Annotated in this window: 26 protein-coding genes; 9 read left to right on the top strand and 17 right to left on the bottom strand. The window is 29.6% G+C overall.

All coding sequences use genetic code 11. From position 1 onward, the window contains the following. Positions 1 to 45: 45 nt before the first annotated feature. Together OT390_RS03195 and ppk2 are read right to left on the bottom strand one after the other, a co-directional pair. The gene (locus OT390_RS03195; RefSeq protein ID WP_002859964.1) at positions 46 to 1,236 is read right to left on the bottom strand and encodes a M20 family metallopeptidase; all 1,191 of its coding nucleotides are present in this window, start codon (positions 1,234 to 1,236) and stop codon (positions 46 to 48) included. Positions 1,237 to 1,244: 8 nt separating this feature from the next. After that, positions 1,245 to 2,126 (bottom strand): polyphosphate kinase 2, encoded by an 882-nt coding sequence (gene ppk2, locus OT390_RS03190; RefSeq protein WP_002852184.1) that lies wholly within the window; start codon positions 2,124 to 2,126, stop codon positions 1,245 to 1,247. A 94-nt stretch (positions 2,127 to 2,220) separates the two neighbouring features. Between ppk2 and dsbD the strand changes: the two genes are divergently transcribed. From dsbD to OT390_RS03175, 3 genes are read left to right on the top strand one after another with little or no spacing between them, the layout of a single operon-like run. Beyond that, positions 2,221 to 3,924: a protein-disulfide reductase DsbD gene (dsbD, locus tag OT390_RS03185; protein WP_406611512.1), complete on the top strand. Its 1,704-nt coding sequence runs from the start codon at positions 2,221 to 2,223 to the stop codon at positions 3,922 to 3,924. Continuing rightward, positions 3,921 to 4,589 carry an MOSC domain-containing protein gene (locus OT390_RS03180; protein WP_002867707.1) on the top strand — a complete coding sequence of 223 codons (669 nt, stop codon included), beginning with the start codon at positions 3,921 to 3,923 and terminating at the stop codon, positions 4,587 to 4,589. The genes dsbD and OT390_RS03180 overlap by 4 nt, the downstream gene beginning before the upstream one ends. A 50-nt stretch (positions 4,590 to 4,639) precedes the next feature. Beyond that, entirely contained in the window at positions 4,640 to 5,983 is a 1,344-nt protein-coding gene (locus OT390_RS03175; RefSeq protein ID WP_394535929.1) for a sodium-dependent transporter, read from the top strand. Here OT390_RS03175 and OT390_RS03170 read toward each other — a convergent pair. The 5 genes from OT390_RS03170 to peb4 all read right to left on the bottom strand — a co-directional run bounded on the left by OT390_RS03170 (position 5,975) and on the right by peb4 (position 11,209). Continuing rightward, positions 5,975 to 6,850, bottom strand: coding sequence for a 1-aminocyclopropane-1-carboxylate deaminase/D-cysteine desulfhydrase (locus OT390_RS03170; RefSeq protein WP_002867705.1), 876 nt, complete (start codon positions 6,848 to 6,850; stop codon positions 5,975 to 5,977). The two genes, OT390_RS03175 and OT390_RS03170, sit on opposite strands and share 9 nt — an antisense overlap. Beyond that, a complete protein-coding gene (locus OT390_RS03165; RefSeq protein ID WP_002875369.1) occupies positions 6,837 to 7,790 on the bottom strand; it encodes an OmpA family protein in 954 nt (317 codons plus the stop codon). Before OT390_RS03165 ends, OT390_RS03170 begins: the two co-directional genes overlap by 14 nt. Beyond that, a complete protein-coding gene (locus tag OT390_RS03160) occupies positions 7,787 to 9,229 on the bottom strand; it encodes a MotA/TolQ/ExbB proton channel family protein (RefSeq protein ID WP_002852205.1) in 1,443 nt (480 codons plus the stop codon). Before OT390_RS03160 ends, OT390_RS03165 begins: the two co-directional genes overlap by 4 nt. Positions 9,230 to 9,323: 94 nt before the next feature. Then, complete coding sequence (gene fbaA / locus OT390_RS03155) at positions 9,324 to 10,388, bottom strand: class II fructose-bisphosphate aldolase (protein ID WP_032586553.1); 1,065 nt, start codon at positions 10,386 to 10,388, stop codon at positions 9,324 to 9,326. Then, positions 10,388 to 11,209, bottom strand: coding sequence for a peptidylprolyl isomerase PEB4 (gene peb4 / locus OT390_RS03150; RefSeq protein WP_002852119.1), 822 nt, complete (start codon positions 11,207 to 11,209; stop codon positions 10,388 to 10,390). The genes fbaA and peb4 overlap by 1 nt, the downstream gene beginning before the upstream one ends. 81 nt (positions 11,210 to 11,290) lie before the next feature. On the opposite strand from peb4, the gene nth reads away from it, so the two are divergent. From nth to OT390_RS03125, 5 genes are read left to right on the top strand one after another with little or no spacing between them, the layout of a single operon-like run. Next, the gene (gene nth / locus OT390_RS03145; RefSeq protein WP_002852225.1) at positions 11,291 to 11,917 is read left to right on the top strand and encodes an endonuclease III; all 627 of its coding nucleotides are present in this window, start codon (positions 11,291 to 11,293) and stop codon (positions 11,915 to 11,917) included. Further along, positions 11,914 to 12,564 carry a DNA/RNA non-specific endonuclease gene (locus OT390_RS03140; RefSeq protein WP_002852117.1) on the top strand — a complete coding sequence of 217 codons (651 nt, stop codon included), beginning with the start codon at positions 11,914 to 11,916 and terminating at the stop codon, positions 12,562 to 12,564. Before nth ends, OT390_RS03140 begins: the two co-directional genes overlap by 4 nt. A 10-nt stretch (positions 12,565 to 12,574) precedes the next feature. Next, the gene (locus OT390_RS03135; RefSeq protein WP_002852232.1) at positions 12,575 to 13,207 is read left to right on the top strand and encodes a trimeric intracellular cation channel family protein; all 633 of its coding nucleotides are present in this window, start codon (positions 12,575 to 12,577) and stop codon (positions 13,205 to 13,207) included. 57 nt (positions 13,208 to 13,264) lie between these two features. Further along, entirely contained in the window at positions 13,265 to 13,699 is a 435-nt protein-coding gene (locus OT390_RS03130) for an EexN family lipoprotein (protein ID WP_002855128.1), read from the top strand. Then, positions 13,696 to 13,917, top strand: a complete 222-nt coding sequence (locus tag OT390_RS03125) for an EexN family lipoprotein (protein ID WP_002859102.1) — start codon at positions 13,696 to 13,698, stop codon at positions 13,915 to 13,917. The genes OT390_RS03130 and OT390_RS03125 overlap by 4 nt, the downstream gene beginning before the upstream one ends. Here OT390_RS03125 and cmoA read toward each other — a convergent pair. The 10 genes from cmoA to OT390_RS03075 are packed head-to-tail and all read right to left on the bottom strand — an operon-like array spanning position 13,907 to position 23,071. After that, positions 13,907 to 14,617 carry a carboxy-S-adenosyl-L-methionine synthase CmoA gene (gene cmoA / locus OT390_RS03120; RefSeq protein WP_002859101.1) on the bottom strand — a complete coding sequence of 237 codons (711 nt, stop codon included), beginning with the start codon at positions 14,615 to 14,617 and terminating at the stop codon, positions 13,907 to 13,909. The genes OT390_RS03125 and cmoA overlap by 11 nt on opposite strands. Next, a complete protein-coding gene (locus OT390_RS03115; RefSeq protein ID WP_002854793.1) occupies positions 14,604 to 15,458 on the bottom strand; it encodes a bifunctional riboflavin kinase/FAD synthetase in 855 nt (284 codons plus the stop codon). The genes cmoA and OT390_RS03115 overlap by 14 nt, the downstream gene beginning before the upstream one ends. Beyond that, a complete protein-coding gene (locus tag OT390_RS03110) occupies positions 15,424 to 16,185 on the bottom strand; it encodes a TlyA family RNA methyltransferase (RefSeq protein WP_002854799.1) in 762 nt (253 codons plus the stop codon). Before OT390_RS03110 ends, OT390_RS03115 begins: the two co-directional genes overlap by 35 nt. Then, on the bottom strand, positions 16,182 to 17,186 hold the full coding sequence (locus tag OT390_RS03105; RefSeq protein ID WP_079462649.1) for a hypothetical protein: 1,005 nt from the start codon (positions 17,184 to 17,186) through the stop codon (positions 16,182 to 16,184). The genes OT390_RS03110 and OT390_RS03105 overlap by 4 nt, the downstream gene beginning before the upstream one ends. Then, positions 17,167 to 19,110, bottom strand: coding sequence for an NAD-dependent DNA ligase LigA (ligA, locus tag OT390_RS03100; protein ID WP_052800272.1), 1,944 nt, complete (start codon positions 19,108 to 19,110; stop codon positions 17,167 to 17,169). The genes OT390_RS03105 and ligA overlap by 20 nt, the downstream gene beginning before the upstream one ends. Beyond that, positions 19,111 to 20,253 carry a dihydropteroate synthase gene (gene folP, locus OT390_RS03095; protein ID WP_002894426.1) on the bottom strand — a complete coding sequence of 381 codons (1,143 nt, stop codon included), beginning with the start codon at positions 20,251 to 20,253 and terminating at the stop codon, positions 19,111 to 19,113. 1 nt (position 20,254) lies between these two features. Further along, positions 20,255 to 20,854, bottom strand: coding sequence for a DNA polymerase III subunit delta' (locus OT390_RS03090; protein WP_002872578.1), 600 nt, complete (start codon positions 20,852 to 20,854; stop codon positions 20,255 to 20,257). A 5-nt stretch (positions 20,855 to 20,859) separates the two neighbouring features. Continuing rightward, positions 20,860 to 21,396 carry a HobA family DNA replication regulator gene (locus OT390_RS03085; protein ID WP_002852154.1) on the bottom strand — a complete coding sequence of 179 codons (537 nt, stop codon included), beginning with the start codon at positions 21,394 to 21,396 and terminating at the stop codon, positions 20,860 to 20,862. Further along, complete coding sequence (locus OT390_RS03080) at positions 21,397 to 22,599, bottom strand: aspartate kinase (RefSeq protein ID WP_002859954.1); 1,203 nt, start codon at positions 22,597 to 22,599, stop codon at positions 21,397 to 21,399. It lies immediately after the preceding gene. 1 nt (position 22,600) lies between these two features. Next, positions 22,601 to 23,071, bottom strand: a complete 471-nt coding sequence (locus OT390_RS03075) for an RNA pyrophosphohydrolase (protein ID WP_032586551.1) — start codon at positions 23,069 to 23,071, stop codon at positions 22,601 to 22,603. A 100-nt stretch (positions 23,072 to 23,171) separates the two neighbouring features. Between OT390_RS03075 and hemW the strand changes: the two genes are divergently transcribed. Next, the gene (gene hemW / locus OT390_RS03070; RefSeq protein ID WP_032586549.1) at positions 23,172 to 24,239 is read left to right on the top strand and encodes a radical SAM family heme chaperone HemW; all 1,068 of its coding nucleotides are present in this window, start codon (positions 23,172 to 23,174) and stop codon (positions 24,237 to 24,239) included. The last annotated feature ends 28 nt before the right edge of the window (positions 24,240 to 24,267 follow it).

The raw sequence follows: 24,267 nt of genomic DNA, 5'->3' as shown, positions 1-24,267 counted from the left end.
TTTTACTCATTTTTTGTGAATTTTTTGTGAATTTTTAATTCTATTTTATAAATTTAAAAATTCTAAAGCCATCATCACATCACCCTGCATTAAAACTTTTAAATTTTCATCATCCCAACAAAAAGTAGAACTATGGTGCAAAGCTGGATGATTTAAATCCTTTGAAATTCCAACAAATACATAAGCTCCCATTCTTTCTCGTGTTAAAAAAGCAAAATCTTCAGCCCCCATGTCAGGTTTAGAAGAAACAATGATATTTTCTTCTCCTAAGACCTTTGCAAAAGCTTTTCTTGCTATTAAAACAGCTTTTTCATCATTAATCAATGGAGGAAATTCTTTAGTATATTTAAGCTTATAATCTCCACCATTAGATTTTGCTGTAGCAGCAGCCACTTCTTCTAGAGAACTTTTTAAAATATCTTGTGTTTTATCATTTAAAAAACGCACGGTTCCTTTTAAATAAGCATTTGCAGGAATAACATTATAAGTAGTTCCTGCACAAATTTGACCTACGGTAATCACCCCTGCTTCATAAGGGGCTAAACGCCTAGAAACAACACTTTGTATATTATTTACAAATTGCGTTGCCATAATTATAGGATCTATACAAGTATGCGGATGAGCTCCATGTCCTCCTCTGCCAATAAATTCCAAATCAAAAATATCCGTTCCAGCCATCATTTCGCCACTTACAATTTGAACAGTATTTTCAAGCAAAGACCCCCATAAATGACAACCAAAAACCGCATCAACATAAGGATTTTCCAATACACCTGATTCTATCATAGGTTTAGCTCCACCGCTTCCCTCTTCTGCGGGCTGAAACATAAACTTAATCGTGCCACAAAATTCATCTTTAAGCTCATTTAATATCAAAGCAGCTCCCAAAAGTCCTGCTGTATGTCCATCATGTCCACATGCGTGCATCTTACCATCAATTTTTGAAGCATAACTTAGATTAGTTTTTTCTTGCACAGGCAAAGCATCCATATCCGCTCTTAAAAGAACACATTTTGGTTTTTTCTGACTCTTCTTTTTTCCTTCTATAATAGCTAAAATTCCTGTTTTTGCAATATTTTTTTGATATTTAATGCCAAACTCATCTAAAATTTTACACACTAAATGGGCTGTATTTTCTTCTTCAAATTCAAGCTCAGGATGCATATGAATTTGATGTCTTAAATCAACTACTTTATCATAGTACTTTAGTGCTAAATTTTCAACCAGCTTTTGCATTCTTTTCCTTAATCTAAATCTTTTATTTTCTCATCTGCTTTTTTACTGTCAAGTTTTTCCAAATTCGCCTCCATTTTTCGTATTTCTTCTTCTCCACTACGCACTAATTTTGCATCAATTTTGGAAAAATCTCCAGTTTTTTTATTTGGATATTCTACCTTAGAAAGTATAAAACGCAATAAATTTAATCTTGCTTTTTTCTTATCATCAGAAGAAATAATAGTCCAAGGACAAGTTGGAGTATTAGATGCTAAAAGCATAGAGTATTTAGCTAAAGTATATTTATCCCATAATTCTTGCGATTTTTGATCCACAGGAGATAATTTATATTGTTTAAGTGGATCGCTTCGGCGTTTTTCAAAACGTTTTTTTTGCTCGTCTTTTGATACTGAAAAATAAAATTTAAAAAAAATAATATCACTATTTGAAATCATATTTTCAAACAAAGGCACTTCTCTTAAAAAATCTTTATGTTGTTGCGGTGTACAAAAACCCATAACCGGTTCTACTCCTGCACGATTATACCAAGATCTGTCAAAAATCACAATCTCACCGGCTGAGGGCAAATGTGCTATATAACGCTGAAAATACCACTGTGTTTTTTCCACATCACTAGGTTTTTCAAGAGCCACAACGCGGCAACCACGCGGATTTAAATGCTCAATCAAACGTTTAATCGCCCCACCTTTTCCAGCCGCATCACGCCCTTCTATAAGTATAAGAACCTTTAAACCCTTGGCTTTAACATGATTTTGAAATTTCAAAAGCTCAATTTGCAAATTCTTTAAATCTTTTTCATATTCTATTGTACTTTTCTTTCTTTTAACAGAAACATAAATTTCATTCTTTTTAACAACCGCTTGCGCTTTTGGAGAATTATTTTCTTGCATTTTCAAACCTTTATAAAGTATTTAAAGTAAATTTACCATAATAAATTATAATTGAAGTTAAAAATAAAGGAAAAAATAAGTTTTTAGGAAATTTATGCGTATTTTTGGTATTATTTTATTAAGTTTTTGTTTATGTTTTGCTTCTATATTATCTTTAAATGAAGCTTTTAATGTAAAATCAAACTCTTATAATAACTCTATCTCAATTGATATTGAACTTGGAAAAGATATTTATCTTTATTCTAATAAACTTAAATTATATATAAACGAAAAAGATACAAGTTCTTTGATTAATCTACCTCAAAGTTCTACAAGAGGTAATGAAAATGTTTATTATCAAAAATTAAATTTAGCTTTGCCAAATTTATTACTAGAGCGCTTTGCAAAAAATACCACAAATTTAATCAAACTCGAATTTCAAGGCTGTTCTGAACAAGGCTTGTGTTATAATCCTCAAACTTGGTACTTTGATCTCATTTCTAAAAAAGATGCTTTTGAAATTTCAAAACCTTACAAAGCTCAAAAAACAGATAAAAAAACTAAAATTGAATCTGAAGAAAGCTCTATAGCAAATTTTTTAGCAACAGATAACTTTTTTTGGATTTTGCTAAGTTTTTTTGGCTATGGACTTTTACTCTCCTTAACACCTTGTATTTTACCTATGATTCCGATTTTATCTTCTCTTATCGTAGCAAAAAGTAATGCTAAATTTTCAAAAAAATATAGTTTTTTTCTCTCTTTTATCTATGTTTTTTTCATGTCTTTAGCCTATGCTATTGCTGGAGTTATAGCAAGTTTTCTAGGAGCAAGTATTCAAGGAATTTTACAAAAACCTATTATTTTAATTCTTTTTGCTCTAATTTTCATAGCTTTTGCTTTTGCTATGTTTGGAGCTTTTCGTTTTGAATTGCCATTAAGATTTCAAACCTTTATACATAAAAAAAGCGAAAAAGGGAAGGGAGTTGTAGGTATAGCCATCATGGGATTTTTATCTGCTTTAATAGTAGGTCCTTGCGTAGCAGCTCCTTTAGCAGGTGCTTTAATTTATATAGCCAATACAGGCAATGCTTTATTAGGTGGTAGTGCACTTTTTATCATGAGTTTTGGCATGGGTATACCTTTGCTTTTCATAGGCTTAGGATTAGGTTTTATTAAACCTGGTTTTTGGATGGAAAAAGTAAAAATTTTCTTTGGTTTTGTTATGTTGGCTATGGCTATTTGGATACTTTCTAGAATTATTGAAGAAAATTACATTTTAATTGCCTATGGAATTTTAGGTGTATTTTTTAGTGTTTTTATGGGAATTTTTGAAAAAAGTTTTACAATAATTTCTAAAATTAAAAAAAGTATTTTAATTCTTATTTTAGCTTATTCTCTAAGTATTTTCCTAGGAGGACTTTTTGGGGCTAAAAATTTCTTAAATCCTTTAAATTTCAATACTATATCTGCCTCAAAACATGCTTTAAGCTATGATTATATCAACAATTTTGAACAATTAAAGCAAGAAATACAAACAAATACAAAGCCTATAATGCTTGATTTTACTGCATCTTGGTGTGAAAATTGCAAACTTTTAGATGAATTAACCTTTAGCGATGAAAGAATCATACAAAAAATGCAAAATTACAAACTTATCAAAGTTGATGTAAGCGAAAATAATAATGAACAAATTAAAACCATGAAAGAATTTAATGTTTTTGGCCCACCTGTTTTAATTTTCTTTGAAAATGGAAAAGAAAAATTAAAAATCACGGGTTTTATCAGTGCTGATGATTTATTAAAAAAACTAGAACCATGAAAATTCAAAGTTTGCAAATAGGGAAAATCAAAAACTATAAAAATTTCCAAAGCGCATTTATTAAAGATACTTACCTAGAAGAAATACAAATTGATTTTCTAAGTATTTTAGATGATCAAATAGCTGATAAAATTCATCATGGAGGCTACTATAAGGCTATTTTTGCCAACTCTTGTCAAAACTATCCTATATGGGAAAGATTTCTTAATAAAAAGCTAAATTTTGGCTCAATGGGTGAAAATTTGAGCATCGATGGGCTTTGTGAACAAAATGTTTGCATAGGTGATATACATCAATTTTCAAATGCAATACTGCAAGTAAGCGAACCTAGAAAACCTTGTGTAAAAATTTCTAAAATTCACAATAATCCAAATTTTACACATGAAATTTTTAAAACGGGCTTGAGTGGATGGTATTATAAAGTTTTACAAGTTGGACAAATACGAAAGCATGAAAACATTAAAATTTTAGAAAAAAATTCTACTTCACTTAGTGTATTTGAACTCAATCAACTTTTTTACTCCCCGCATCAAATTCTTAAGCAAAATCCGAATTTATTAGATAAATTAGAAAAATTAAACTCTCTCATATCTCAAAATTGGCACGAAACGATACACAAACGCTTAAAAAATACTTACGATATAAGCTATATGGATAGCTTATAAGTTTTTAAAGTTATTTTTAGGTAAAATAATTCTTTTTCGAAAGGATAATCATGCAAAGACAAACATGGAGTAGCACACTAACTTATATTCTAACAGTTGCTGGAGCAACCATAGGATTTGGAGCAACTTGGCGTTTTCCCTATCTTGTAGGAGAAAATGGTGGCGGTGCTTATGTATTAGTTTTTTGTATAGCCATGATTATCATAGGCATTCCTGTTATTTTAGTTGAAAATGTCATAGGCAGAAAAGCGATGACAAATAGCGTAGATGCTTTCAAACAAAAATGGCAAAGTATTGGATATATGGGACTTTTAGGAAGCTTTGGCATAATGGCTTACTACATGGTACTTGGAGGATGGGTTTTAGTTTATATTTGGGAATTAACCCTAGGGAATTTTAGTCTTGCCAATGTAGTAAGCAAAGAATTTACTCATCAGTTTTTTAACGACAAAATAGCCTTCAATCCTTTAGGAGTTGGTATTTTTACCACTGTTTTTGTAATTATTAATTATATTATTTTAAAAAGAGGCATTATAGATGGTATAGAAAAATCCGTAAAATTTTTAATGCCTTTATTATTTATCTGTCTTATTATTGTTGTAGGACGCAATTTAACCCTTGATGGAGCTATGGCTGGAGTTAAATTTTATCTTGAACCTGATTTTAGTAAAATTTTATCACCAAAACTTTTAATCAATGTTTTAGGACAAGTCTTTTTTGCTTTATCCCTAGGTTTTGGGGTAATGATAACACTTTCATCTCATCTTAATAAAAATGAAAATATGGCAAAAACCGCTATTTATACAGGGGTTTTAAATACTATCATAGCTGTTTTGGCTGGTTTTATGATTTTTCCAGCACTTTTCTCAGCGGGACTTGCTCCAGATAGCGGGCCTTCTTTGGTTTTTGAAACTTTACCTATAGCATTTTCTCATATCCATTTTGGCACCATTGTGTGTATTTTATTTTTTGTCTTACTCTTGATTGCAGCTTTAACCACAAGCTTGCCAATTTATCAAGTTATTATTAGCGTATTAGAAGAAAAATTTAAATATTCTAAAAATCTTTCTATTAACCTAACTCTAGGGTTTATCTTCATACTTGGCAATCTTCCCTGTATTCTAACTTATGGGCCTTGGCGTGATATTGTTATCATCAAAGGAAAAAACATTTTTGATAGTTTTGATTTCATTGGTGGAAATATTTTGTTTGTTTTAACTGCATTTTTTTGCTGTATTTATGTAGGTTGGATTTTAGGCAAACAAGAAAGTCTAAAAGAACTTAGCAATAACAATACACTTAAAAGTTCATGGTTTGGAATTTGGTTTTATTATGTAAAATATATAGTACCTTTGATTATTTTAATCATTTTTATCTATGGAATTTTAAACTGATTTTTTAAATTTATATCTCTCTAGCATAGTGGAATTTCCTAAAATTCCACCTTGATGTATATAAAGCAATGGTTTTTTCCACTCTTGTTTTAATGCTATACTTAATCCTAAAATATCATACAACAAGTCAAATTCTATATTACACTTTAACTTTAAATCCATATAAAGCTCATAAAATTCTTTATACGGCTTAGCAAAGTGATATTTTTTATCACTTGTTAAAAATTCTAAATTTGAAAAATCATAGCTTGGATCTAATGTTAAAATTTGTTTTTTAAGATATTTAATATCACCTACACAAGCGCAAGTAAATACTTTAAATTTAGAATACTTTGCCAAAAAAGCTGCCGAAGTGCCTGTACCCGAAGGTAAAAAAATATCAAAATCAAGCTTTAAACTTTGACTTTGCATTTGAATTTCTTGAGCAAGTTCCATATAGCCATATTGAGCTTCTAAATTAGCTATACCTTGTTCTATAAAAACATCATCTTTTTTACACAAAGACAAAGCAAATTGCTTTAAGGATAAAGAATAGATATTTTCTACAAAATCAACACCATTTTCTAAAGCTAAAGCATAGTTTCCACAAGGATTATTCTTAAGAAAAGTAGAAATTTTTTCACAAGCAAAAACAAGCTTATATGATCTTTGTTTAGCAAAAATACTTAATGCCGCCAAAGCATTACTTTGGCTTCCTCCATAACTTACAAAAGATTGATTTTTAGGATATCTTTGATGGATATAAAAAGCAAGTTTCCTAGCTTTATTTCCATTAATTTCCCCTAATAAATCATCTCTTTTAATATAAAATTCAAATCCGTTAAAATTGATTTTTTGTATAGGACTAATTGTTTTAATGAAATTCAAAGAATTTTTCTACATCCTTTAAAGCATTATCATTTTTAATGCTAAATTTTATTTCTATGCGACGACTCTTATCCTTATCTTCAACTCCGTTGACAAACACAGGATCTGAAAAAGAACGTCCACTTGCCATTAAAAGCTTTTGAAGCTTATCACTCTTATAAAAAGTATAGATAAAATTCATCACCTCATAAGCTCTTTTTTGCGACAAATCTAAATTATAAATATAAGATCCATCACTATCAGTATGTCCTTCAATAATGATATTTTCAATGTTAGAAAAAATTTTTGGATCTTCAAGAATAGCATCAAAATATTCGCTTAAGATTTTTCTCAAACTTGCCTTTGCCTCATTTTTTAACACATAAGAATCTTTATCAAAAAGTACTTCAGCAGGCAAAGAAATAGATCCTGTCTTTTCATCTATAGTGATATTATTATCAAGCTTACTTTGTAATTCCTTGCTTAAATTTTCACGAATCAAACCAAGATTTTGCACCTTTTCTTTAGCTTTTTGAAAATCTTCTTGTAAATTTTTAAGCTCTTCATCTTTTTTCTCTAGTTGACCTAGTAAAATCAAAATTTGCTTATCTTTATTATCTAAAGTTGAGTTTAAATCTTTGCTTAACTGCTTGTAATTTGTAATATTAGCCTCTAATTCTGCTTTTTGAGAATTAGCAAGATTTAAAGCACTAGAAGCATTGTTTAAATCAGAACTTAGTTTAAACACTATGGCTTCTTTATTTCTAAGCTCTTCTTTACTCTCCTCTAAGCGTGTCTCTTGTTTATTGAGATTATCTTTAATTTCTTTTAAATCACTTTGAGTTAAAACATATTTTACAACAATAGCACCTATTAGCAAAATAAAAACAAACAGCAATCCTGCCATTAAATCAGCATAAGCTATCCAAAAATTGCTATCTTCTTTTGACTCATTTTTCATTTATTTTCTTTATCTTCATTTTTTAGCTCATCATTGCTTTCTTGCTTAGATATTTCTGCTTGAATTTCATCTTGATTTTCTTCAGTCTTAGACTCTGAAAAATCTTCTATTTGTTTGGTTTCATTTTCTTTATTCTGATTTTCATCCCCAGAAAGCTTGCTCATCATTTGACTTGTTTCTTCATCAAGTGCTTTCATTTCTTTTTTAAGCTCATCCATCATTTTGATTTTAGCATCAATACTTTTTTCTTCTTCATATACTTCTTTAAATTTATGCATACCTTCAAACAAGCTTGCTTTAAATCCCTCAAAAACCTTTTCTTGACTTTCCAACATTGCTTTTTCATAAAGTTCAAAATTTTTACCAAAACGCTCTATTTTTTCATCAAATGCACTTAGCGTCTTATCAAGATGATGAATTTTATCACTACTGATATCAAGCAAGCGATTATATTGTTCTGACATTCTTGTATTGATTTCTTTTAAATTTTGATTGAGCAAACCTATACCATTTAACATTTCACTATAAAGCTTTCCAAGATCGCGTTGATCTCTTTGTGCTTTACTAAGCTCACCCATGGTTTGTTTGATATGTTCACTACTTAATCTAATAGCCTTTTCTTCTACATTTAGCATATCTTGGAAAATACCAAATTTTCTATCAATAGCATGATCAAGCTCTGCAAAAAAATCATCATTACTAACTTGTTTAAAAATTGCTCCAATTTTTTCAAAATGTTGCAAACTCTCAGTTAAATATCTTTGATCAAGCTCTTCTTTTGTCCAAAAAAATCCACTTGTAGCGTTTTTTTGACGATTTAGCAAACGATCTATTTTGCTTTTACCATATTTTTCAAAAAACATCCACCATAATGCAAGAAAAATTCCATAAATTGAAACATAAAAAGCAGTTCCCACTCCACTTAACAAATCTGCAATTTCTTGTTCTAAAGCAGCTGTATCACTAGAACTAAAATTTGGCATTGAAAAAGCTATGCTGATAAAAGTTCCTAAAATTCCCATCATTGGAAAAATTGCCGAACCTATACTAGCAAAATTCTCATTTCTTGCACCCTTAATATATGTATAAGCAAAGTCATCAAAATTGGCATTTGATTTCGTGTCTTTCCCTATGGCAAGAAAATGCCTCATAATATGTCTTTTTAAAGCCTGTTTAAATTCATCTTTTTGTTGTTCAAAAATACTATACGCATACTCAGCACTATGTCTAGCAAAAATCAATGCTGTAAAAAAAATCACACCTGTCATAATAACCGTATGTAATTCGACCTTAAAGTCAATTACATTAAAATAACCCAATAAAATCAAAATATAAAGAAAAGCTGGAATAAAAATAATTTTAAAATAAACCAAAGAACCTCTTGCATCTTTGCCTTCAGGCAAAACAAGTTCTGAAATTTCATCTGATTTAATATCCATGAAACCAATACCTCATTAAAAATTTTATTTTAAAGATTGCTACTTAATTTGATAAAAATTTTTAAAACAAAATAAAACTAAGCCTTTAAAATGCTTAGTTTTTGTTTATACAGTTTAAATCTTCAAAAGCGATTTCAAGACGTTTTATCATGCTTTCTTCACCGCTTCTTAACCAAACACGCGGATCATAGTATTTTTTATTTGGCTTGTCATCACCTTCTGGATTTCCAATTTGTCCTTGCAAATAAGCCCTATTTTTAAGTTCATATTCACGCACCCCATCCCAAAAAGCCCATTGAGTATCTGTGTCAATATTCATCTTAATTACGCCATAGCTTACTGCATTTTTAATATCTTTTAGCTCACTACCGCTACCGCCATGAAATACAAAATTTATAGGCTTATCGCTATTTAAAGCAAATTTATCTTTTACAAATTTTTGCGAATTTTTTAAAATTTCAGGTTGTAAGCTAACATTTCCTGGCTTGTAAACTCCATGTACATTTCCAAAACTTGCTGCGATTGAAAATTTATCACTAATTTTTCCAAGTCTTTCATATGCAAGAGCTACATCTTCTGGTTGGGTATAAAGCTTGGAATTATCAATACCTGTATTATCCACTCCATCTTCTTCGCCACCTGTACAACCTAATTCTATTTCAAGCGCGACACCTAAAGCATCAAGTTTTTGAAGATAAACTTCACAAATGCTAAGATTTTCTTCTAAACTTTCTTCGCTAAGATCAAGCATATGAGAACTAAATAAAGCTTGTCCATGGGTTTTTTTATATTGTGCATTTGCCTCAATAAGCCCATCAATCCAAGGCAAAAGTTTTCTTGCAGCATGATCAGTGTGTAAAATCACAGGTACACCATAAGCTTTAGCAAGCAAATGTACATGTTTAGCCCCACTAATTGCACCTAAAACTTCTCCATTAGGACAATTTTTCCCTGCATAAAATTTTGCCCCACCATTTGAAAACTGGATAATAACTGGAGAGTTAACTTTTTTTGCAGCTTCTAAAACTGCATTAATAGAATCAGTTCCTACAACATTAACAGCAGGGATAGCAAAACCCTCTGCTTTAGCATAGTCATAAATTTTATTAAGCTCATCTCCGCTAATCACCCCTGCTTTTACAATGTCTAAAACACCCATTATTTATATTCCACTTTAGCACTATTTAAAAGATCTTGGCCTTTTTGATTGATAACTTTTTTAAATTCTTCAAATTTAAGTCCGTTTTCAATACCTTGTTTTACTTCATCAAATTTGATTTGACCTTTAGCTTGCGAATTTTCTTTTAAGATTACATGATAACCAAAATTCGTTTTTACCGGAGTTGTAGTAATAGTACCATTTTTAAGCGCGAAAGCAGCATCTGTAAAAGGCTTTACCATAGTTGATTGATCAAACCAACCAAGCTCACCACCTTGGTTTTTTGAACCTGGATCAATTGATTTCTCTTTAGCAAGCTCGCTAAATTTAGCATCTAGTTCTTTACCTTTTAAACCTTTAAGTTCGTTAATAATATCCTTAGCTTCTTTTTCTGTCGCTACTAAGATATGTTTTGCTTGCACTCTTGCAGGTTTTACATATTTGTCTTTATTTTGATCATAAAAAGCTTTAACTTTAGCCGCATCAATTTTAATAGTATTTAAAATTTTCTCTTGATAAACATTAACAAGTATTGCATCTTTTGCACGATCAAGTTCTTTTGTGTATAAAGGGTCTTTTTCTAAATTTTGTTTTTTAGCATCTTGCAAAATTAAATCTTGCATAATATATTGCTGAATAAGAGCTTTTTTTTGATTATCTGGCAAAGTTTTAAAATCCTGTCCTCTAAGCATAGGGGCAAAAAATTCACTTACTTCTGTATCGCTAATGCTCTTGCCATTAACAGTAGCTACTGTAGCTGCATTTACATTTAAAACTACACCTGCAATCAAAGTTGCTGCGACTAAAGAAAATTTTTTCATTAGGTTTCCTTTTTAATAATAATGTATATAAAATCAATTATATCTAAACTTGGTTTAAAGCTAATTAACTAAAATTAAAAAATGAAAAGAAATTTAGAAATCAAAGAACTTTTTTTAAAACATTTTGACAAGCCTGTAACAGAGCTTAAATTTTCAAATTTATATGAGCTTTTAGTCTGCGTAATGCTTTCAGCCCAATGCACTGATAAAAGAGTTAATCTCATCACTCCTGATCTTTTTAAAGCTTATCCTGATATTAAATCCCTTGCAAATGCAAATTTATCAAGTCTTAAAACCTATATACAAACTTGTTCATTTTTTAATAATAAAGCACAAAATCTTATAAAAATGGCAAAAGCAGTTTGTGAAAATTTTGACGGAGAAATTCCCCTTGATGAACAAAATTTAAAATCCTTAGCAGGCGTAGGACAAAAAACCGCTCATGTAGTTTTAATAGAATGGTGCGGAGCAAATTTCATGGCTGTAGATACTCATGTTTTTAGAGTTTCTCACCGCTTAGGACTTAGCAAAGCAAAAACTCCAGAAGCTACAGAAGAAGATTTAACACGCACATTTAAAGATAATCTTAACTATCTTCATCAAGCCATGGTTCTTTTTGGACGTTACACCTGTAAAGCTAAAAAACCTTTATGTAAAGAATGTTTTTTAAATCATCTTTGCAAAAGTAAAGATAAGGAACTTAAATGAAAATTTTCATCTTTTTACTCACTATATCTCTTAATATTTTTGCCTTAGAACCTTACAAGCCTAGTGCTGATTTTTCTTCTTATTTTAACAATATAAATTGCTCGCAAATCTTAGATAAGTTTTTTTATCTAAATTGCTATGATTATAAACTCAAAGGCACAAAAGCTGTTGCTTATAAGGTAGAAGCTTCAAATTTGAAAGATAGACAAATCAAAAAACGCCCTCGCTTTGAAGATGATACAAATATTCCTAAAAAATACCGCACTACTTGGAGTAATTATAAAAACAGTGGTTACACACGAGGACACACTGCACCCAATGCTTCTTTTAGCTTTAGTAAAGCTGCTCAAAATTCAGTATTTTTAATGAGTAATATTACCCCACAAAATGCACAAATAAATAATAAAATTTGGAATGAAATCGAACAAAGAGAAAGAAATTTAGCTTTAGAATTTCAAAGTATCGAAGTTTTAAATTTAGTACTTTACGATAAAGAACCACAATACATTAAAAACCGTATTGCTATACCAAGTTTTTATGTGAAAATTATTAAAACTCCGAAATTTAAAGAATGCTATCAAGCACCAAACCACGAAGTAAATGATGAAAATATTAAACAGTATCAAATAAATTGTGATAAATTTTAAGGTATAAATTATGGAGATAAATGCTCTTACGATAACCACTCTTTATATCATAGGTATTTCCGCAGAAGGAATGACAGGAGCTTTAGCTGCAGGACGCCACAAAATGGATCTTTTTGGAGTTATTTTTATTGCTCTCGTAACAGCAATTGGAGGCGGAAGCATACGAGATGTGCTTTTAGGACATTATCCTTTAACTTGGGTTAAACATCCTGAATATATTATTTTAATCTGTTTTTGCGCCCTTGTAGCCACAAAAATTCCGCGCGTAGTAACCAAACTTGAAACTTTATTTCTAACTCTTGATGCTATAGGACTTGTTGTTTTTAGCATACTTGGAGCTCAAATAGCTATAGATCAAAACCATGGCTTTATCATAGCCGTTGCTGCCGCTGTAATTACCGGTGTTTTTGGTGGAATTTTAAGAGATATTTTATGTATGAGAATCCCCTTGGTGTTTCAAAAAGAAATTTATGCAGGAATTGCCATAATTGCAGGAGCAATCTATTATTCTCTAATAATTTGGCTTGAGCTTAATGCCCTAGTTTGCACACTTTTAACTCTTTTTATAGGAGTTTTTGCAAGGCTTTTAGCTATCAAATATCAATGGTCTTTACCTATTTTTTCTTACAATGAAGAAAAATAATTTATCGTTGCTTTATACAAGTTTGCTAAGATATTAAAAATTTTAGGAGATTGATAAATGCGAAGACTAAGTATTTTACTTGCAATTTTAATAGTTATTAATATAACAGCTTGTGATAGTAAAACAGAAAATTACTACAAAAATCTTCCTAGCGAAGCAAAAGAAAAAGCGAAAGAATGCAAAGAAAGCGGAACTCTTAGCGAAGATTGTATTAATGCATTAAAAGTTGGTGTTAAACCAACAAATGAAGAGGGTAAATACAGTCCAAACACACCGAAAAAATCTGATAATCAAATATTAGAAGCTTTAAAACAAAATGATTTAAAAAAAGAAAAAACCACAAAAGATATTAACCAAAGTTCAGAAAATAATGAAAGTATTATAATACCACCTATAGCAGAAACACCTTCTGAAATTTATCCTTCCAAAACAACAGAAAACAATCAAAGTTCTATCTTTAGCGATGATGTTAATATGACACAGGAAAAATGACCATGAAAATAACTCTTTTTTTAAGCCTTATTGGTATATTTTTTGCAGCATGCGAACAAACCAAAAGTGTAGAATATTATCAAAATCACCCCGAGGAAGCAAAAAAAAGAAGTTTAGAATGCAGACACAAAGCTATCATTAGTCAAGATTGTGTTAATGCATATAAGATAGGTTTTCCAAAAGATGAATGGGAAGATGAAAATATTTCTAATCCTTAAAAGCTATGAAAGTTTCAAAATTTGCCCATTTAAAAATACTTTCTATTTTCTTAAAACCTGCCTTTTCTAGCATATTTAAATTTTCTTTTTGACTATAAGGAATTAAAACATTTTCCAAAGCTTCTCTTTTAGCTGCGATTTCAAACTTAGAATAGCCTTGTTTTTCTTTATAATCAGCATAAAGTTCTATGATATTTTTAGACAAAAAAGCATCTTCATAAAGGATTTTTTCACTCATAATCAAAATGCCTTTAGAGTTTAAATTTTTATAAATTTGATCAAGCAATTCTTGTCTTTTAGGAGGACGAATAAACTGCATGGTATAATTTGCTACAAAAACATCGCAAGTAAAAAAATCAAATTCGCATAAATTAGCTTCAAAAAAACTTATATCAAGCCCATAAGCTTTAGCTTTTGATTTTGCAACTTCAAGCATGGAAGCAGAATTATCCACGCCAAAAAGTTTAAAATCCTTTCTTAGATTTGCCAAAAAAATCAAAAAATTAGCACTTGAGCAGCCCAAATCGCAAACACTTGCATTTGTAGGTAAAATTTTAGCCAATAAATTGCCACAAAGTTCTAAATTTTCTCTATAAAATGGTACAGAACGATTGATCATATCATCAAAAACACTAGCCACGCTTTTATCAAATTCAAATTGTTTTTTAGGGCTTTGTTTAAAAAGTTCATCTTTCATCATTTTTCCTTAATAATTCTCTAGCCTGTTCTATATCTTTAGTAATTTGATTTTTAAGTTTTTTTAGATCTTGAAATTTTTGATTCTCTCTTAGAAAAGATATAAACTCGAGTTCAAAAAACTCTCCTTGCGTGAAATTTTCACCCAATTCTTCTAAAATATGACTTTCTATAGCAAAATTTTCATCGCTTGATCTTACACCTAAAAAACTCACACTTTTATAAGTTTTTCTTTGACTTTTTAACAAAGTAGCGTAAACACCATTTTGAGGCAAAAAATAACCTTCGCAATCTAAATTTATAGTTGCAAAAAGTTCTTTAGAACCTAAGCCTTGTCCTTTAATTACCTTTCCTTTGATGCTATAATTTCTCCCTAAAAATTCTTTTGCTTTTTGCAAATTTGCTCTTGATAAAAAATCCTTAATTAAACTTGCATGAACACCTATTCCACCTATGCTAAATTCATCAACTATTATAGTTTTTATCCCACTTAAAAACTCAATATCTTTAGCACTATAAGCCCTATTTTTCCCAAAAGAAAAATCATAACCCACGACTATAAATTTTAAACTGGTAAATTCTTTTTTCAAAAAGCTTAAAAAATCTTTACCATCTAAAGATTTTATACTTTCAAAATCCACTTCTATAACTTTTTTTCCTGAAATTTCTTCTTTTTGACGATTTGAACAAAGAAATTGACCTTTAAATTTATTAATAACTAGCAAAGCCCCATTCTCATCTAAATATTTTACAAGTTTTAGATGTCCTAAATGCATACCATCAAAACAACCTATGGCTAAAGAAGTAATATTAATTTTTGATATAGTAGTAAAAATATTCAACATTACCTTCCTTTCCTTTAATGCTTGATTTTTGCGTATTTTTTAAAAGCCAACCTAACTTAGCACATTCTTTTTCAAAATCCATTCTTGCTTTTAAGATTGCCTTGTCATCTTTTAAAACACCTTTTTTATCTCTTTTGATATTTTTTCCCACTTCAAACTGAGGTTTAAAAAGTAAAATAATTTCCTTTAAAGCTAAATTATCGACGTAATAAAGTAAATTAATAAGAGAAATAAAACTCACATCACAAGTAACAAGTTCAAATTTTTCTTCACTTTTAAAGGCTCTAAGATCTGTATTTTCATGCAAGATAATTTTTTCATTTGCTCTTAAACTTGGATGGAGTTGATTACTACCCACATCAAGAGCAGTGATTTTTAAAGCCTGATTTTCAAGTAAAATTTGAACAAAACCGCCCGTACTAGATCCTATATCAAGACAATTTTTATGTTTTATTTCAATATCATTTTCTTCTAAAAATTTTTTTAATTTCAAAGCTGCTCTTGAAACATAAATTTCACTTAAAAGATCCAATTTTAACTCATTGGCTAAAAGTATATCTTCAGGATTTAAATCTTGCGTTTTTTTTAAATTTTCTAAAAAATTTTTCACATCAAAAGAAGCTTTAAAACTTTTACCATTAAGTAAAATCTCTTCATTTTCTATAAGCTCTAAGGCTTTATTTCTACTGATATTTAAACGCTTTGAAACAAAAAAATCAAATCTCATTTTAAACTCTCATTTATTCTTTTTTCTAAGTCTTCTTTTTCTTTAGAAAACCACCAAATACCTATTTCAAAAGCATTTTTTTTAAAAATTTCTCTAAGATCTTTAAGATCTTTTTCAAAAAGATCTTTTTCTTTTTGAATTAAACTTAAGTTATTATCTTTTAAAAAATTAAAATTATTCATCCATAAAAGTATTTGCTCTTGTTCGGATTTTAAGGCATTATTTCTTTGCTCTTTTAAAAAATAATTTCCTAAAACCATGATAAAACATAAAAATAAAACAATTATTTTTATGTTTATTTTCAAAACAAAATTAAAAACAAAAGCCAAAAGAGAACAAAACATAAAAAAATTAAAAAAATCAAAAATAAAATTTAAAGCCCTAAACCCCAAATATCCAAAATAAGAAAAAATAAAAAATTTTAAATTTGAAACAAAATGTAAAAATTCAGATAAAAAATCAAAATAAACAAAAGAAGCACTCTTATAAGCAATGATTTTCCTAGAAAAAAGTTCTAAATTTAAAAGTTCATTGTAAGTAAAAAAAAACCCATAAAATGCATAAAATAAAGCAGTAAAAAAACTAGCGATAACAACTATTCTAAAATCATTATAAGCATTATCTACAAATTGCAAATGCAATTCTTTTTTTAAAAATATCATCAATAAAGGTAAAATTATAAATATAAAAACAAAATCAATTTTTTCAAGATTTAAAAAATTTAAAAATAAAGAAACAAGTCCAAAAATCGCCAAAAAAAAGCTAAAAATATAAAGATAAAAATCCCCCATACTAATACGATAAAACAAACTTCCCTTAATCAAAGTAGCTTCTTTTATAATATTTTTTCTAAGCTTTAAAAATAAAAAGAATTCCCAAAAAAGTGTTAAAAAAATAGGAATTAAAAAAAATAAAGAAAAAGCACTCCTTTGCCAAGTTAGCAAAAAGCCAAAAAGGCTTAAAAGCGTTAAAATATAAGAACTATTCTTTAACAAGCTCATTAAAAGCACTTTCATTTATACATTTTACTTCAAGCTCTTTAGCCTTGCTAAGTTTAGAACCTGCCTCTTCTCCAAAAAGCACATAGTCAGTCTTTTTAGAAACAGAGCCGCTTACCTTACCCCCAAGCTTTTCTATCAAAGCCTTAAACTCATCTCTTGGACGTGAAAGAGTACCTGTAATCACAAAAGTTTTACCAAAAATCATACTATCACTTTTGATTTCAAGTTTTTCTATTTTCAAATTTAAAAGCTTGTAAAATTCATCAATTCTTGTATGATTAACACGCGTAAATTCGCAAAGACTTAAGGCCATTTGCTCTCCAAAACCTTCTAAATTGGCATAAGCTTCAAAGCTTTGCTTGTGCCACTCTTTACCAAAACTTAAACTTAATTTTTTAGCCGCAACCTCGCCAATATGCTCTATCCCTAAAGCCGTGATAAAACGAAAAAGCTCACATTCTCTGGCTTGCTCTATGGCATTTAAAAGATTGTTGATTTTCTTTTCTTTAAAGCCTTCCAAACCTTCAAAATCACTAAATTTTAAATGAAAAATGCTCTCAAGCGTAGTGATTTTTTTGTGCTTGTATAAAAGTTCTACTATATTTTCTCCAAGTCCGTCGATATTAAGACATTTTTTAGAAACAAAATGAATGATAGAATTTACAAGTCTATCTTCACAATCTATATTTTGACATTTTATTAAAGTTCCTTCATCCAAAAGCTCACTTTGGCAAGTAGGACAAAGTTTAGGGCGTGAAATTTCCATCTCTAAACCTTCTCTACGCTCTTTAAAAACCTTAGTGATCTTAGGAATAACATCACCACTTCTTATCACGCTTACAAAATCATTGATTTTAACATCAAGTCTTGCAATTTCATCAAAATTATGAAGGGTGGCTGATTTTACTACAACCCCATCTAAATTTACAGGTTCTAAAACCGCCACAGGAGTGATCACTCCACTTCTTCCTACTTGTAAATTTACCCCTATTAAACGCGTGGTTTTTTCAAGTGCAGGAAATTTAAAAGCTGCCATAAATTTTGGAAATTTTACCGTATAGCCTAATTCTTCACAAAGTGCAAGATCATCAACTCTTACCACCATTCCATCCATCATCATAGGTTTTTTTTCTCTTAAAACTAAAAGCTCATCATAAGCTTTTAAAACTTCGTCTAAATTAGCGCAAAGTCTTACAAAATCATCCTTTAAAAAACCAAGCTCTCTGATAAATTGCATCACCTCGCTGTGTTTGGTGAAATTTAAGGTATTTTCCCCTACTCCCCAAGGATAAAATTTCAAATTTCTTTCTTTAGTGATGCTTGTATCAAGCTGCCTTAAACTCCCGCTTGCAGCATTGCGTGGATTAGCAAATAAACTTTGATTTAAAAGGGCTCTTTTTTCGTTGATTTTCTCAAAATCATCTTTTAAAATCACCACTTCTCCACGAATTTCTATCCTTTCTTTATAGGCTATATTTTTAGGTATATTTTCTATCTCAAAAACATTAAGCGTTATATCCTCACCCACTTCGCCATCGCCCCTAGTGGCACCGCTTACTAATTTACCATTTTCATAAAGTAAATTTAAACTCGCTCCATCAAATTTAGGCTCTATAAAAAAGTTTTTTTCACATTTTGCGCGTTTTACCCAAGCCCTAAGCTCACTCTCATCAAACACATCTTCCATCGACCACATACGCCTTAAATGAGCTATTTTTTTAAACTCGCTTTGTATGATAGGAGCTATTTTTTGCGTTGGAGAGTCTTTTGAAATTTCATCTTTGTTTTGTTCTTCAAAAACACTTAATTCTCTGATTAAAGCATCGTATTCTTCATCGCTAGCCAAGGGTTCATCTTTTTCATAATATGCCCTCATCCACAAATTTGCTAAAGCAACTTTTTCTAAATACTCTTCTTTTTTCATCTAAACTCCTATATTATCCATTGCCTGCGCTAAAGCAAAAAGTTGTTTATGTTCATATAAATCATGCACTCTTATAATACTAGCACCATTTTCAAAAGCTTTTAAATGCAAATACAAAGTTCCTGCTAAACGATCTTTAATCTCGCTTTGAAAATACGCATTAATCACACTTTTGCGACTCGCACCTATAAGTAAAGGTTTATTAAATTGCAAAAAATGTTCTAAGTGTTTGATTAAAATCATATTATGCCCCGCACTCTTTCCAAAACCAATACCTACATCTAAAATACTTTCTTTTACTCCAAAACTTTCTAAAAGTTCAAGTTTTTCTTTAAAAAATAAAGTCATCTCATCAAGCAAATCTTCATAAAAAGGATTATCTTGCATATTATTTGGATTGTTTTGCATGTGCATTAAGCAATATTTTGCCTCATATTTACTTGCAAGTTTGGCTAGATTAAGATTTCTTAAACTTGTAATATCATTAATGAGTTTAAAACCCTTATTTAAAGCATATTCTAGACAATATTCATCAAAACTATCTAAACTAAAAATCGCTTGTTCGTAATAATTTTTCTCATAAATTAAGTCAAGTACTTTTTTCAGTCTTTTAAATTCCTCTTCCTTACCACAATACTCACTCCCAGGTCTTGAACTTACCGCACCTATATCGATATATTCAGGCTTTAAAGCAAGAAAGTCATTAAGCCTTTTTTCAAAGTCTTCTTCACTCGCACGACTTTTTGCATTAAAACTGTCTTCATTGACATTAATTACTGCCATAAGCTCGGCTTTTTTCGGTTTTAAAAAATCTTTTTGCAAAAAAAGAGCCAAATTTTTAAGTCCAAAATCTTGAAGTTTTTCTTTGACAATAAGCTTTTGAATTTGCTCTTTACTTGCCATTAAAAGCGCATTTGAATGAGTAATTTTGGCAGTAATTACTTCTTTATGGGTGATGAGTTCAGCTCCTACTCTTAAAGCATCTTGCTTTAAAATATTTGCTGCAGGAGTAGAAATATCTTTGATAAAAATAAAATGAGTTTTTGTTTTTTCACTCATGATCTTTTGCCCCATTTTATGGGGATTTATGAAAGAACAAAGTAAATTAAAATCGGTATTTGGATTGATTTTAAAAAATTTCATTTTATTTCTTTGTATAGTAATTTAATAAAAGAGTAGCCAAAAGTACCCCACTTTTAGAATTTAATTTTGCAAGCTCATAACTTTCATAAAAGAACTCTAATTCTTCAGCATTAAAATCTTTATATTTTACACATTCTTTAGCAAGTAATGCAATTTGATCCATAAGTTCATTTTTATCCAAATTTTCATTTTTTTGCAAAAAATCAAAAAGCATTCTTAAATCCATTCTTTTAAGGTCTAAATCAAGTTTTTTAACCTCCTTTTCAACTTTTCTTTTTTCACAAATAAGACGCGATTTTATGGTAGGTAAAAGTAAATTTTTAGAAGGTACCACGATAAGAAATTTAATATTTTTTGGAGGTTCTTCAAGAAGTTTAAGTAAAAAATTTTGCGCTTCTATCCTATAAGAATCCGCCATTAAAACAATAATTTTTTCTTCAGTTTCTGCGATATAGCTTTCTTTTTCAACCGCTCTTGCATCATCAAGTAAAAATTCATTTTGTGGTATAAAAAATCTTAATTTTTTAATACCAAAATTATTAATCATTTCTTCCTTAATACCTAAAAAATCTTCACTGATAATAATCTTACTAATAAACAAAATATTTATCCTAATTGCACCTTGGAAAATAATATTGCATCCAAACTTACATCAAAAAGTTGATATAAACTAATAAGCTTGATATCCAAGTCTTTATCTTTAGAATTTAAATAAAAACTATCTTGTAACTGCTCATCAAAAAGCCACAATAAACTATCATCTCTTGATTTAGCGATTAAAGATTTATTATCAGAAGCACTTCCTATATAAAAATATACATAACCATTAGGAAAAGAAATGTCAAGCAAGTCATTAAGTAAAGCTATATCTTCTGAACTTTGTACTTTCTTCTTACATAAAGAATTTAACGACACAAAAGGGAGCATGGGACGAGTGGCTTTTGAATTTATATTTTTTAAAAAATACTCTTCATACCAAGATCTTTGTTCATCACACATTAATACAAAAGTGCGTCCTTCTAAAAGATATTTAAGTCTTGCAGCCATCAAAGGAGCCCATTCTAAACGACGCGACTCCAACCATGCCATAAAAGCTCCGCCATTGCGAATATTTTCAAGAGTAAAACTTAAAAAATCACTCATTTATTTATCAAGTCCGTAGCACTCATGTAGTGCTCTAACTGCAAGTTCTCCGTATTTTTCATGAACTATCATTGAAATTTTTATTTCACTAGTAGAAATCATACCGATATTAATCCCCTCATCAGCTAAAGCTTTAAAAGCTTTACTTGCCACTCCTGAATGTGATTTCATACCTACGCCGACTATAGAAACTTTTACTACAGCACTATCACTTTCTATAGTTGTTTTTGAGCTTAAAATTTTTTGCATAGCATTTTTGGCTAATTCAAGTTCATTTTGAGGAACCGTAAAACCCAAATTTGTAGCACCATCAACTCCAACATTTTGTATAATCATATCTACATTAATATTTTCATTTGCTAAAACAGAAAAAATTTCAGCTGCGATTCCAGGCTTATCTTCTACATTTCTTAAAGTCACTCTTGCTTGATTTTTATCCAAAGCAATACCACTTACTAAAGCTTGTTCCATTCCATCTTCCTTTGTTATCATTGTTCCTTCGTTATTGTTAAAACTACTTCTAGTTACTAAGTTAACATTTAATTTTTTTGCAAGCTCTACAGAGCGATTTTGCAAAACTTTTGCACCCAAACTTGCAAGTTCAAGCATTTCTTCATAAGAAATTTTATCCAATTTCTTTGCCTTTGGTTCAATTCTTGGATCTGTTGTATAAACCCCATCAACATCGGTATAAATTTCACACAAATCCGCATTTAAGGCACCTGCTACCGCCACAGCACTTAAGTCGCTTCCACCACGCCCTAAGGTAGTTACATTACCTTCCTCATCTACACCTTGAAAACCTGCTATAACAACTATTTTACCATTTTGAAGTTCTGATTTTATCGCTTTTGTATCAATATGATGAATTCTTGCCTTTGTAAAAACACTATCTGTAATAATTCCTGCTTTTCTCCCAGAAAACGATATAGCGGGACAACCCTTTTCATTTAAAGCGATAGAAAGTAAAGCGCTTGTTACACGCTCTCCGCTGCTTAAAAGCATATCCATATCTTTACCATTAGGAGTTTTACTAAAATATTCAGCTTGCTCGATAAGAGTATTTGTCACCCCACTCATTGCAGATACTACAACAACAAGTTGACTACCCTGTTGCACACTTTGGATAACCCTATTGGCTACTGCTTCGATACGCTCAAGTGTTCCAACGCTTGTTCCACCATATTTTTGAACTATAAGCATTTTAGATATAACCTTTCTCTTCAAAATATTTGATCACTCTAACATAAATATTTTTTTTGAAATGATTAATCATTTCAAAAATTTGTTTAACACTCACAAATTGATAATCATCAAATTCAGGATGCTTGGTATTGATATTGATTGTAGCACCGTGCTTTAAACGCACTAAAAAATATTTTTGAATCTGCCCATCATAAGGATACATTTTTTTAACAATTTTACTCGGAAAATCATAACTCAACCATTCTGGATACTCAGCAATGATTTCAACCTCATCAGTGCCTATTTCTTCTTTTAGTTCTCTAAATAAAGCGTTTTTGACACTTTCACCTTTATCAATACCTCCTTGTGGAAATTGCCAAATATTATCCATATCACTTCTTTTAGCTACAAAAATCTTACACTCAAAAGGATAAGAACTTGATAAAACAATAGCTGCAACATTTGGTCTATAATTTTTCTCGTTTTCCACAATATTTTTCCTTAAATCTCAAGAATATAATTTTAACCTAAATCAAATCAAATTTTTATTAAAATACATTAAAAATTTAATAAAATATTCTAGGGTTTTTATGCATTTTTATATCCATATTCCATTTTGTGAAAGCAAATGTAATTATTGCGCTTTTACAAGTTTGAAAAAAAATGATTATGAAAAAGCTTATTTTCAGGCTTTAAAAGAAGATATTGTTTTTCAATTAAAACAATTTAACATTCAATCAAATCAAATTAAAACCTTATTCATAGGCGGAGGAACACCAAGTTGTGTCGATGCGTATAATTATGAAGATATTTTTAAAATTTTATATCCCTTACTAGATAAAAATGTAGAAATTTCATGCGAAGTTAATCCCAACTCAGCAACATTAAATTGGCTTAAAAATATGAAAAATCTAGGAGTTAATCGCATTTCTTTTGGAGCTCAAAGTTTTCATCCTAAAAAACTTCACTTTCTTGGAAGAATTCACAATCAAGAAATGATTATCAAAACATTAGAAAACGCAAATAAAGTAGGTTTTAAAAATATCAATTTAGATCTTATTTATGATACAAAATTAGACAATAAAAAAATGCTTGAATTTGAACTCTTACACTTAAAACAAATCAAGGATTTAATCACACACCTTAGTGCTTATAATTTAACCATAGAATCAAACACAGCCTTTGCTAAAAAAGAACATTTCAAAAAAAATGCTCCTAATTTAATGAAATTTTTCATCAAACAACTTCTAGAGCTTGACTTTTTTCAATATGAAATCAGTAATTTTTCAAAAACCAAAGCCCAAATTTGCAAACATAATCTTGCTTATTGGCAAGGAAAAAACTACCTAGCTTGTGGATTAAGTGCAGTAGGATTTTATGAAAATAAGCGTTTTTATACAGCAAAAAATTTAAAAAATTACATAGAAAATCCTACTTTTAGATCTATAGAGCAACTAAGTTCCAAAGACTTGAATTTAGAGCACCTATTTTTAGGACTTAGAAGTATAGTAGGGATTGATGAAACAAAACTCAATCAATGGCAAAAAGACAAAATAAATATATTATTAAAAGAAAAAAAACTTTTTTACAAAAATAAAAGATATTTTAATCCTAATTTTCTCATTAGCGATGAACTTACTTTATATCTCTCATCTTAAATTTAAGTTTTTTAAGTAAAATATTTAT

This window comes from Campylobacter sp. CFSAN122748, assembly GCF_045277125.1.
GTDB classification, from domain to species: domain Bacteria; phylum Campylobacterota; class Campylobacteria; order Campylobacterales; family Campylobacteraceae; genus Campylobacter_D; species Campylobacter_D jejuni.
Note: the sequence above shows the minus strand (reverse complement) of the source record. Positions and strands in the feature narration are given on the sequence as shown.